The sequence below is a fragment of the Nonomuraea sp. NPDC050227 genome, from assembly GCF_044459705.1.
Lineage (GTDB): Bacteria > Actinomycetota > Actinomycetes > Streptosporangiales > Streptosporangiaceae > Nonomuraea.
Genome location: NZ_JBITJF010000005.1, coordinates 425,936 through 436,266, shown reverse-complemented (window position 1 = coordinate 436,266; position 10,331 = coordinate 425,936). Strand labels below are relative to the sequence as shown.

The following is a 10,331-nucleotide window of genomic DNA, read 5'->3' as shown; positions in this document are numbered from 1 at the left end:
CCCGCGCCCACGCGGCCTACCGGGTGGTCCCCCCCCCCCCCCCGGGGGTGGGGGGGCTGTTTGTTTTTTTGTAAACCCTGGGGGCCCCCCCCCTTTGGGGGGGGGGGGGGGGGCCCCCCCCCCCCGCCTCTGGCGTGACTAGCTGCAGCCCTCGGCCGGGGGCGCGGTCTCCGACAGCTTCAGGCCCTCGATGCCGCCGAACCACTTCTCCAGCAGCTGCTTCATGGTGCCGTTGTCCCAGATCTTCTTCACCGCGGTGTTGACGGCCTCACACGTCTTGGTGTCGCCCTTCTTCAGGCCGATGCCGTACTTCTCGTCGGTGAAGCCCTGGCCGAGCACCTTGAAGTTGCCGCCGGCCTGCTTGGCGAAGCCCGCCAGGATCAGGTCGTCGGTGGTGACGGCGTCGAGGTTGCTGCCCGACAGCTTCTGCACGCACTCGGAGTAGTTGGCCGCGTCGACGGTCGTGGCGTCGATGTCGAGCTTGCCGTCCGGGGGCGGGTCGGTGACGCGCTTGTAGGAGTTGGAGCCGGCCGCCTTGCAGATCTTCTTGCCCTTGAGGTCCTGCGGGGCGTTGATCGCGGCGTCGTCCTTGCGGACCATGATGTCCTGGTGCGCGATCACGTACGGGCCGCCGAAGGACACCTTGGCCTTGCGCTCCTCGGTGATGGAGTAGGTGGCGAAGACGATGTCGACGGTGCCGTTCTGGAGGAAGGGCTCGCGGTTGGAGGAGGCCGACTCCTTCCACTCGATCTGCGCGTCCTTGCCGCCGTTCATCTCCTTCAGCACGGCCTTGGCGACGTCGACGTCGAAGCCCTCCGGCTCCGACCCCTTCTTCAAGCCCAGGCTCGGCTGGTCCCACTTGGTGCCGACCACGACCTTGCCGCCGTCCTGAACCTTCTCCAGGACGCTGGCGTAGGTCTTGTCACCGCCGCAGGCGGCCAGAGCGGCGAGCATGCCCACTCCCGTGACCACCGCTCCCAAACGACGCATGTGCATGTATACCTGCCTCAAAATCTCAGTGCGTGAGGATCTTCGAAAGGAAATCACGCGCGCGGTCGGTCTGCGCGTTGGTGAAGAACTCGTCGGGGGTGTTCTCCTCCACGATCTGCCCGTCCGCCATGAAGACCACCCGGTTGGCGGCCCGGCGGGCGAATCCCATCTCGTGCGTGACGACCATCATCGTCATGCCGTCGCGTGCCAGCCCGATCATCACGTCGAGCACCTCCTGGACCATCTCCGGGTCCAGGGCCGAGGTGGGCTCGTCGAAGAGGATCATCTTCGGGTCCATGGCCAGCGCACGCGCGATCGCGACCCGCTGCTGCTGGCCGCCGGAGAGCTGGGCCGGGTACTTGTCCGCCTGCGCGGCGATGCCCACCCGTTCCAGCAGCTCCATGGCCCGCGCGTCGGCCGCCTGGCGGTCCTTGCGGCGCACCTTGATCGGGCCGAGCGTGACGTTCTCGCGGATGGTCTTGTGCGCGAACAGGTTGAAGGACTGGAACACCATGCCGACCTCGGACCGCAGCCTGGCCAGCCCCCTGCCCTCCTCGGGCAGCACCTGGCCGTCGAACACGATCCTGCCGTCGTCGATCGTCTCCAGGCGGTTGATCGTCCGGCACAGCGTGGACTTTCCACCGCCCGAAGGCCCGATGACCACCAGAACCTCGCCACGAGAGACGGTCAAGTTGATGTCCTTCAGGACGTGCAACGCCCCGAAGCGCTTGTTGACGCCCTCCAACTGAACGAGTGGAGTGGCGTCGCCGTTCTCCGTCATGGACCAAAACGGTAGAGGTCATTAAGGCGCTGGTCACTAACCAGGTGGTACCGATCCGGTCACATCGAGCCGTCAAGCTGGTGTTTTAGACGGGGGCGGCTGCCGCGAGCCGGACAACGACTACCCTTGAACCTGCCATGACTGTGACCCAGGAGAGCGCCCGCACGTACGAAGTGCGCACATACGGGTGCCAGATGAACGTGCACGACTCCGAGCGCCTTTCCGGCCTGCTGGAAGACGCCGGCTACGTGCCGGCCCCCGACGGCCGGACGGCCGACGTCGTCGTGTTCAACACGTGCGCCGTGCGGGAGAACGCCGACAACCGCCTTTACGGAAACCTCGGCCACCTGCGGCCGGCCAAGATGGACAACCCGCGCATGCAGATCGCGGTGGGCGGCTGCCTGGCCCAGAAGGACCAGGGCGAGATCGTCCGCAAGGCGCCCTGGGTCGACGTCGTCTTCGGCACCCACAACATCGGATCCCTGCCGGTGCTGCTGGAGCGGGCCCGGGTGGCCGGCGAGGCGCAGGTCGAGCTGAAGGAGTCGCTGGAGGTCTTCCCCTCCACGCTGCCCACCAAGCGCGAGTCGGCCTACGCGGCGTGGGTCGCGATCTCGGTCGGCTGCAACAACACCTGCACGTTCTGCATCGTGCCGTCGCTGCGCGGCAAGGAGAAGGACCGCCGTCCCGGCGACGTCCTGTCCGAGGTGCGCACGCTCGTCGGCCAGGGCGTCCTGGAGGTGACGCTGCTCGGCCAGAACGTCAACACCTACGGCGTCGAGTTCGGCGACCGGCTGGCCTTCGGCAAGCTGCTGCGCGCCTGCGGCGACGTCGAGGGCCTGGAGCGGGTGCGCTTCACCTCGCCCCACCCGGCCGCCTTCACCGACGACGTCATCGCCGCCATGGCCGAGACGCCCAACGTCATGCACCAGCTGCACATGCCGTTGCAGTCGGGCTCCGACCGCGTGCTGAAGGCCATGCGCCGCTCCTACCGGGCCGAGCGCTACCTCGGCATCATCGAGCGGGTGCGGGCCGCCATGCCCGACGCGGCCATCTCGACCGACATCATCGTCGGCTTCCCCGGCGAGACCGAGGACGACTTCCAGGCCACCCTCGACGTCGTCCGGCAGAGCCGCTTCGCCAACGCCTTCACCTTCCAGTACTCCATCCGCCCGGGCACCCCGGCGGCCACCATGGAGGACCAGATCCCGAAGGAGGTCGTCCAGGAGCGTTACGAGCGCCTGGTGGCCCTGCAGGAGGAGATCTCCTGGGAGGAGAACAAGAAGCAGGTCGGCCGCACGCTGGAGGTGCTGGTCGCCGAGGGCGAGGGCCGCAAGGACGACGCCACGCGCCGCCTGTCCGGCCGCGCCGCCGACAACCGGCTCGTGCACTTCGCGGTGGGCGAGGAGACCCCGAGGCCCGGTGACATGGTCACCGTCGAGGTCACCTACGCCGCCCCCCACCACCTGGTCGCCGACGGCGCGGTCCGGGCGGTGCGGCGCACGCGGGCCGGCGACGCCTGGGAGGCGCGCCAGGGCGCCCCGGCGAAGGGGCCCGGCGTGCTGCTCGGCATGCCGTCCGTCGGCCGCCCGGCGGCTCCCGCCCCGGCCGCCGGAGCCTGCTCGGCCCACTGAGCCACCGCGTTCCGACACCCCGCCGCTCCTTCGGGACGGCGGGGTGTCGCGCGTGGGTCAGCGCCTGAGACGGTCGAGGAAGCTGTAGCACGGCTGCCGGCGGAAGTCGTCGAACGTGGCGCACGGGTCGGGCCCGCCCGGCCGTACGGAGGGAGGCGGCGGCGGGGGAGGCGCCTGACGGTCCGGCTCGGGGACGACCCGTTCCCTGGGCGGCGCCTGCGGGGACGCGTGCGGAGCCGGACGGCGTACGGCGGCCCGCCGGGACGGACGCGGCGGCGCGACCAGCGGCGGACGCGTGGGAAGCGCCCTGGGCGAGAACGGCGATGACGGCTCGCCCTTCACCGGCCTGCCCTTGCCCGGAGAATGCGAGGGCTCGCCCGGCTCCGGCTCCGCCGTCGTGGGCCGGTCGGGCGCCGGCACGGCCTCCATCCACCCCGGCGACCAGGGGCCGGGCGACCAGGGACCCGCCGACGGGGTGGGCGGCGCCGGGGACGGCTCGGCCACCGGCGAGCCCGCGATCCGCGAAGGAAAATACGATCTTGGGATAAGCGGTGTTTCCTGATCGAATTCACGGCCGATTTGCGGGCGCGATTCCGGAGAACTGGTGAATGCGAGGAAAATCCCGAGTCCGGCCGTGACGAGTACCCCGGCCGCCCCGGCCGCGGCGCCCAGCCGGGGACGGCCACCTGGGCAAACAGATCTTTGGGGGGACAAGTCGTGATTCCTTTGTGATTGGTGTGCGAGCATTCCGCTGCTGCGGCTAGTGTGGTCCATCACCCGCGGAAGCCGGCGAGCTTTCCCCGATACGACCGCAGGGAGCTGCACCACCATGCATGATCCGACCGAGACGGATCGTCAGGAGATCCTCTCCGGGCCGGGCCCGTCCCCGAGACCCCCGGGCAAGAGCAGGAAGACCGCCGTCATCGCCGCGTTCGCCCTCGTGGGCGTGCTCGCCGCGGGCGGCGCCGGCTACCTGCTGGCGGCCAAGCCCGGCCAGAGCACCCAGCAGGAGCAGGGCTCCGGCCGCCCGTCCCCGGCCACGAGCGCCGGCGACGAGGTGTTCGAGGCCGACGAGGACGCCACCATGGGCGACGCCACCACCGACGCCCCCGACGACGGCCTGCCCACCGACGGCTCCGACGACTCCGCCATGGGCGACGCCGTCACGGACACGGGCGGCGGCTCCGACCCCGCCGACAAGGGATCGACCGGTTCCGACGGCACCGGCGGCACGACGCGGACGGGCACCGGCAAGAAGCCCGGCACGCCGTCCGCCAAGGCCCCGCAGCCGGACGGCGACAATCCCGCCGACGGCCCCGCGGGCGTGCTCAGCGGCCAGTGCGCCAAGAGCGGCTGCTGAGACACCGCCCCCAAGTGGCTCGCCCTTTCCGGCCGGTAATGGATCTGCTGGAGAGCCGGCCGTCCTCGTAGGGTGCCGGGCATGACGACTGACAGAGCGGCCACGTTGCGACGGCTGCACGTGCCCGGCAGCCCGCTGATCCTGCCCAACGTCTGGGACGCCGCCTCGGCGCGCGCGGTCCAGGAGGCCGGGTTCCCGGTGGTGGCCACCGGCAGCGCGGCCGTCTCCCGCGTGCTGGGGTACGCCGACGGCGAGAGCACGCCGGTCGGCGAGATGATGGCTGCCATCGCCCGCATCGCCAGGGCCGTGGACGTGCCCGTGACCGCCGACGTCGAACGCGGTTACGGGCTCGCGCCGGCCGAGCTGGCCGAGCGGCTGGCCGAGGCCGGGGCGGTGGGCTGCAACGTGGAGGACTCCGACCCGCGTACCGGCGAGCTGGTCGACGCCGGGGCGCAGGCGGACTTCCTGGCCGGCATGCGGGCGGCCGCGGGCGACGCCCTGGTGATCAACGCCCGGGTCGACACCTACGTGCGGGGCCTGCGCGACCGGGCGGCGGCGGTGTCGCGCGGGCGGCGCTACCTGGAGGCCGGGGCCGACTGCGTGTACCCGATCACGCTGGCGGACGAGGGCGAGATCGCGGCCCTCGTCGCCGAGGTGGGCGGGCCGGTGAACATCCTGTTCCGGCCGAAGGCGCCGTCGTACGCGCGGCTGGCGGAGCTGGGGGTGGCCAGGATCAGCTTCGGCGGCGGCCTCCACCAGGCGGCCCACGCCTACACCCAGGGCCTGCTCACCGCCATCGCACAAGGCCACGACCCCTACACGACCTGACCGCCGGGTTGGGGCGGGTGGCGCGTACGCTTGCGCTCGTGCTTGTCGCCGCGGCCGTCTGCCCGCAAACCCCGCTGATCGTGACCGGGCTGCCCGAGCTGCGCGCGGCCTGCCGTACCGCGGTCGCCGCGCTCCGGGCCGCCCGTCCCGACGTGCTGGTCGTGGTGGGCGGCGCGGAGACGACCCGCTCCTACGACGGCGCCGCGGCGGGCTCCCTGCGGCCCTGGGGCTTCGACATCACGGTGGGCGAGGGCGCGCCCGTGCTGCCGCTGTCCCTGACCGTCGGCCGCCGCCTCCTGAACGACCCCGAACAGCCCCCCGCCACCGACGCCGACGGGGTTCCCGGGCAGGCGGTCGCCTTCGACGCCGCTCCGGGCGAGTGCCGGGCGATCGGCGCCGGGCTGGCCGCCCTCGGACGGGTCGCGCTGCTGGTCATGGCCGACGGCTCGGCCTGCCTGACCCCGCGGGCCCCCGGCCGGTACGACGAGGCGGCCGGGCCGTACGACGACCTGATCGCCGAGGCGGTCGGCAGGGCCGACGCGGCGGCGCTGGCCGCGCTCGACCCCGTCGAGGCCGACCGGCTGTGGGTGACCGGCCGCGCGGCCCTCCAGGTGCTGGCCGGCGCCGCCGAGGGGACGCCGCTGACCGGCACGCTGCTCATGCGATCCTCGCCCTACGGCGTCGGCTACTTCACGGGCGTGTGGCGCTGACGAGGCGGCGCCGGAAGGCGCGTCAGGCCTGGGGGCGGCGGGGGACGGGGATGCGCATCAGGTCGCGGGCGGTGATCACTTCGCCGTCGTAGCTGCGCCGCACCTCCGCCACGAACGCCGGCTCCTCGGCGAACCCGTACCGCTCGGAGAAGTGCGTGAGCACCAGCCTGCGCACCCCCGCGTCGGCCGCCACCACGCCCGCCTCGAACGCCGTCAGGTGCCCGTACTCCTTGGCCAGCGCGCTCTCGGCGGACAGGAACGTCGACTCGATCACCAGCAGGTCGGCCCCGAAGGCCAGCTCGAACACGGCGTCGCACAGGCGGGTGTCCATGACGAACGCGGCGCTCTGCCCCGGCCTGGGCTCGCTGCACTCGGCGAGCGTGACGCCCCGGACCGAGCCGGTGCGCTGGAGCTCGCCGACCTCCGGGCCGCGGATGCCGTGGCGGGCCAGCCGGTCGGGAAGCATGCGGCGGCCGGGCGGCTCCTGGACGCGGTAGCCGTACGACTCGACGGGGTGGGACAGGCGGCGGGCGATCAGCGGCCCCACCCCGGCCAGCGCGCCGGAGACCGGATGCTCCTCGATCACCTTCGTGTCGGCGAACGCGGCCGCGTGCCGCAGCCTGCGCCAGTACGTCTCGCCGGCGGCGGGGAAGACCGCGCGCACCGGATGGCGCACCCGGTCGCGGGCGATGCGCTGCACGACCCCGGGCACGCCCAGGCAGTGGTCGCCGTGGAAGTGGGTCACGCACAGCCAGTGGACGTCGTTCGCGCTCAGCCCGGCGTGCAGCATCTGCCGCTGCGTGCCCTCGCCCGGGTCGAAAAGGTAGCCTTGCCCGTCCCAGCGCAAAAGGTACCCGTTGTGGTTACGGTGTCGGGTGGGCACCGCGCTGGAGGTGCCCAGCACCACGAGTTCACGTGAGGACATGATGACCACGCAGTCCACGCTGTCCACGGTCGCGTTCGCCGAGGTGCCGACGCCGGTCGGCCCGTTCGTCCTGGCCGTCACCGAGCGGGGGCTGGTCGCCTCGGGATGGGGGTCGCCCGCCGGACTGGCCGGTCGGCTCGGCCTGGCTGAGGTTCATGATGCGGATCGTACGGCCTGCGCGGTCGCCGAGCTGAACGCTTATTTCGCCGGCGAGCTGCGCACGTTCAGCACCCCCGTGGACTGGCGGCTGATGACCGGCTCCCGGCTGCAGGTGCTCCAGGCCCTGCACCGCGTCCCGTACGGCACCGCCGTCACCTACGGCGAGCTGGCCCGGCGCGCCGGGTCGAGCGTGCCCGCCCGCGGCATCGGCTCGATCATGGGCTCCAACCCGATCCCCATCATCGTGCCCTGCCACCGGGTGGTCGCGGGCAACGGGCTGGGCGGGTTCAGCGGCGGCGTGGGGGTGGAGACCAAGCGCTGGCTGCTGACCCACGAGGGATACCTCCAGCCGACGCTCCTCGACCTGTAGGTGGTCCGTCCACACCCGGACAGTTGACACACTGGTCGGTGTGCGCCAGCAGCCAGTCATCGCCGTCGTGGGCCCCACGGCGGCCGGGAAGTCCGATCTCGCCGTCGACCTCGCGCTCCGGCTCGGGGGCGAGTGCGTCAACGCCGACTCCATGCAGCTCTACCGCGGCATGGACATCGGCACGGCCAAGCTCACCCCCGCCGAGCAGCGCGGCGTCCCCCACCATCTGCTGGACATCTGGGACGTCACGGTCACGGCCAGCGTCGCCGAGTACCAGCGGCTGGCCAGGGAGCTGTTCGCGAAGATCGACGTACCGGTGCTGGTGGGCGGCAGCGGCCTCTACGTCCGCGCGGCCCTCGATGACCTGGAGTTCCCCGGCACCGACCCGGTGATCAGGGCCCGGCTGGAGGCGGAGCTGGCCGAGCGCGGCCCGGCCCCCCTGTACGAGCGGCTGCGCGAGCTCGACCCGCCCGCCGCCGAGGCGATCCTGCCGAGCAACGGCCGCCGCATCGTGCGCGCGCTGGAGGTGATCGAGCACTCCGGCCGGCCGTTCTCGGCCACCATGCCGTCCTACGACGCCGTCTATCCCAGCGTGCAGCTCGGCCTGGAGGTGCCGCGGCCCGTGCTGGACGAGCGCATCGAGCTGCGGGTCGAGCGCATGTGGGCGGCCGGCCTGGTCGAGGAGGTCCGCGCGCTGCTCGGGCAGGGCCTGGCCGAGGGGCGCACGGCGGGCCGCGCGCTCGGTTACGCCCAGGTCATCCGGTTCCTGGAGGGGGAGTGGACCGAGGAGCTGGCGTTCGCCGAGACGGTCAGGGCCACCAGGCGCTTCGCCCGCCGCCAGGAGTCGTGGTTCCGTCGCGACCCGCGGGTGCGCTGGCTCCCGTACGACGCCCCCGACCTGCTTGAACGATCCCTGGCGCACATCGCCGACCCGGGTGCGGCATAAACTCAGGCAATGCGGTTTCTCAAGGGGCACGGCACCGAGAACGATTTCGTCATCCTGCCCGATCCCGACGACGGCGTGGAAGTGACGGCCGCGCTCGTGGCCAAGATCTGTGACCGGCGGGCCGGGATCGGCGCCGACGGCGTGCTCCGGGTCGCCAGGACCAAGGAGCACACCGAGGTGGCCGAGCAGGCCGCGGTGGCCGACTGGTTCATGGACTATCGCAACGCCGACGGCAGCGTCGCGGAGATGTGCGGCAACGGCGTACGCGTCTTCGCCCGCTACCTGGTGGACGCGGGGCTGGTGGAGGGGACGGAGTTCTGCCTGGCCACCAGGGGCGGCCCGCGGCGGGTCCGGGTCGAGCCCAACGGCGACATCACGGTCGACATGGGCAAGCCGGCCGTGCTGGGCGAGAGCGTGGCGGGCGTCGGCGGACACGAGTACCCCGGTCTCCACGTCGACATGGGCAACCCCCACCTGGCCTGCGCGATCGGCGACCCGGTCGTCCAGCTCGACCTCAGCCACCAGCCCGGCTTCGACACCGGGGTGTTCCCGGCGGGCGTCAACATCGAGCTGTTCAACCCGGTCGGCGTCAGCCGCGTGGTGATGCGGGTCTACGAGCGCGGCTCGGGCGAGACGCGCTCCTGCGGCACCGGCGCCGTGGCGACCGCCGTGGCCGCCGCGCACATGTCCGGCGACACCACCGGCACCTGGACCGTCGAGGTCACCGGCGGCTCGCTGACCGTCATCCTCGACGAGGACACGAGCTACCTGTCCGGCCCGGCGGTGATCCTGGCGAGCGGCGAGCTGATGCTTGCAGAATGATGTTCTCCTGAGGGATGCTGGGTCCACTTTCCGAACCGAAGAGGGGTTGAGGATGGCGGACCCGCGTACCACGGCGGTCCAGGTCAAGGCGCCGATCGGCCAGTACGGCGGCGGCTTCATGGTCTCCCGCGAGGCCAAGGCCGTCTGCGAGCAGCACGGGCTCGGCCCGCGCGAGCTGTACTTCCGCGGGCGCTGCGGGGTGCTCGGCGAGTGCCACGCCGACGTGGTCACCTCGGTGGCGGTCTTCTTCCCCGCCGCCCACGTCGAGGAGAGCTGGAACGGCGGCAGGAAGATGCCCGTCGAGCAGGCCGTCGAGCTCTACACCGAGGCGTGCAGGCAGTGGGGCCGGCGCAAGCTCGGCGGTCACGACGGCTGCGCCCGGATCGCCGAGCTGCTCGAACCGGTCGTCGCGCAGGCCTCGCCGGTGGGCGCGCCGCTGTTCGCCGGCTGGCGGGCGGTGCCGCTGCCGGACGACCCGCCCGCGCGCGCCGTCCAGCTCATGCACGTCCTGCGCGAGCTGCGCGGGGGCCTGCACGCCAACGCCGTGCTCGCGGCCGGCCTGCACCCCCTGGAGGCCACGCTCGCCGCCGTCCACGACACCACCCCCTTCGGCTACGCCGACGGCGTGACGATCGCCAGGTTCTTCACCTGGCCCGAGCCCTACGCCACCCCCGGCCCCGACGTCGTGGCGCGGCGGGCCCAGGTCGAGGAGACCACCGACGACCTGATGGCCCCGGTCTTCTCGGTCCTGCGCGACAGCGAATCGGACGAGCTGATCGAGCTTCTGCGTTTTGGGCACGCTCGTTGAC

Annotated in this window: 12 protein-coding genes; 8 read left to right on the top strand and 4 right to left on the bottom strand. The window is 72.2% G+C overall.

Features of this window, described 5'->3' with window-relative positions:
• Positions 1-138: 138 nt before the first annotated feature.
• A complete protein-coding gene (locus ACIBK9_RS22310) occupies positions 139-990 on the bottom strand; it encodes a glutamate ABC transporter substrate-binding protein (RefSeq protein WP_358291919.1) in 852 nt (283 codons plus the stop codon).
• A gap of 25 nt (positions 991-1,015) precedes the next feature.
• Positions 1,016-1,771, bottom strand: coding sequence for an amino acid ABC transporter ATP-binding protein (locus ACIBK9_RS22305; RefSeq protein ID WP_358291921.1), 756 nt, complete (start codon positions 1,769-1,771; stop codon positions 1,016-1,018).
• A 137-nt stretch (positions 1,772-1,908) separates the two neighbouring features.
• Between ACIBK9_RS22305 and miaB the strand changes: the two genes are divergently transcribed.
• Positions 1,909-3,402: a tRNA (N6-isopentenyl adenosine(37)-C2)-methylthiotransferase MiaB gene (miaB, locus tag ACIBK9_RS22300; protein WP_358291923.1), complete on the top strand. Its 1,494-nt coding sequence runs from the start codon at positions 1,909-1,911 to the stop codon at positions 3,400-3,402.
• A 57-nt stretch (positions 3,403-3,459) separates the two neighbouring features.
• On the opposite strand, the gene ACIBK9_RS22295 is transcribed toward miaB, so the two are convergent.
• Positions 3,460-3,831, bottom strand: a complete 372-nt coding sequence (locus ACIBK9_RS22295; RefSeq protein WP_397160746.1) for a hypothetical protein — start codon at positions 3,829-3,831, stop codon at positions 3,460-3,462.
• A 400-nt stretch (positions 3,832-4,231) separates the two neighbouring features.
• Here ACIBK9_RS22295 and ACIBK9_RS22290 point away from each other — a divergent pair, with 400 nt between their 5' ends.
• The 3 genes from ACIBK9_RS22290 to ACIBK9_RS22280 all read left to right on the top strand — a co-directional run bounded on the left by ACIBK9_RS22290 (position 4,232) and on the right by ACIBK9_RS22280 (position 6,300).
• Positions 4,232-4,762 carry a hypothetical protein gene (locus tag ACIBK9_RS22290; protein WP_397160744.1) on the top strand — a complete coding sequence of 177 codons (531 nt, stop codon included), beginning with the start codon at positions 4,232-4,234 and terminating at the stop codon, positions 4,760-4,762.
• Between the two features lie 81 nt (positions 4,763-4,843).
• On the top strand, positions 4,844-5,590 hold the full coding sequence (locus ACIBK9_RS22285) for an isocitrate lyase/phosphoenolpyruvate mutase family protein (protein WP_397160742.1): 747 nt from the start codon (positions 4,844-4,846) through the stop codon (positions 5,588-5,590).
• 38 nt (positions 5,591-5,628) lie between these two features.
• A complete protein-coding gene (locus ACIBK9_RS22280; protein ID WP_397160740.1) occupies positions 5,629-6,300 on the top strand; it encodes a hypothetical protein in 672 nt (223 codons plus the stop codon).
• Between the two features lie 22 nt (positions 6,301-6,322).
• Here ACIBK9_RS22280 and ACIBK9_RS22275 read toward each other — a convergent pair whose 3' ends face one another.
• Positions 6,323-7,225 carry a ribonuclease Z gene (locus ACIBK9_RS22275; RefSeq protein WP_358291932.1) on the bottom strand — a complete coding sequence of 301 codons (903 nt, stop codon included), beginning with the start codon at positions 7,223-7,225 and terminating at the stop codon, positions 6,323-6,325.
• Between ACIBK9_RS22275 and ACIBK9_RS22270 the strand changes: the two genes are divergently transcribed.
• The 4 genes from ACIBK9_RS22270 to ACIBK9_RS22255 are packed head-to-tail and all read left to right on the top strand — an operon-like array spanning position 7,224 to position 10,330.
• Complete coding sequence (locus ACIBK9_RS22270; RefSeq protein ID WP_358291934.1) at positions 7,224-7,754, top strand: methylated-DNA--[protein]-cysteine S-methyltransferase; 531 nt, start codon at positions 7,224-7,226, stop codon at positions 7,752-7,754. The genes ACIBK9_RS22275 and ACIBK9_RS22270 overlap by 2 nt on opposite strands.
• Positions 7,755-7,794: 40 nt before the next feature.
• The gene (miaA, locus tag ACIBK9_RS22265) at positions 7,795-8,700 is read left to right on the top strand and encodes a tRNA (adenosine(37)-N6)-dimethylallyltransferase MiaA (protein ID WP_397160737.1); all 906 of its coding nucleotides are present in this window, start codon (positions 7,795-7,797) and stop codon (positions 8,698-8,700) included.
• 9 nt (positions 8,701-8,709) lie between these two features.
• Positions 8,710-9,522 carry a diaminopimelate epimerase gene (gene dapF, locus ACIBK9_RS22260; RefSeq protein WP_397160735.1) on the top strand — a complete coding sequence of 271 codons (813 nt, stop codon included), beginning with the start codon at positions 8,710-8,712 and terminating at the stop codon, positions 9,520-9,522.
• Between the two features lie 52 nt (positions 9,523-9,574).
• Positions 9,575-10,330 carry a hypothetical protein gene (locus ACIBK9_RS22255; protein WP_387672352.1) on the top strand — a complete coding sequence of 252 codons (756 nt, stop codon included), beginning with the start codon at positions 9,575-9,577 and terminating at the stop codon, positions 10,328-10,330.
• Position 10,331: the final 1 nt, after the last annotated feature.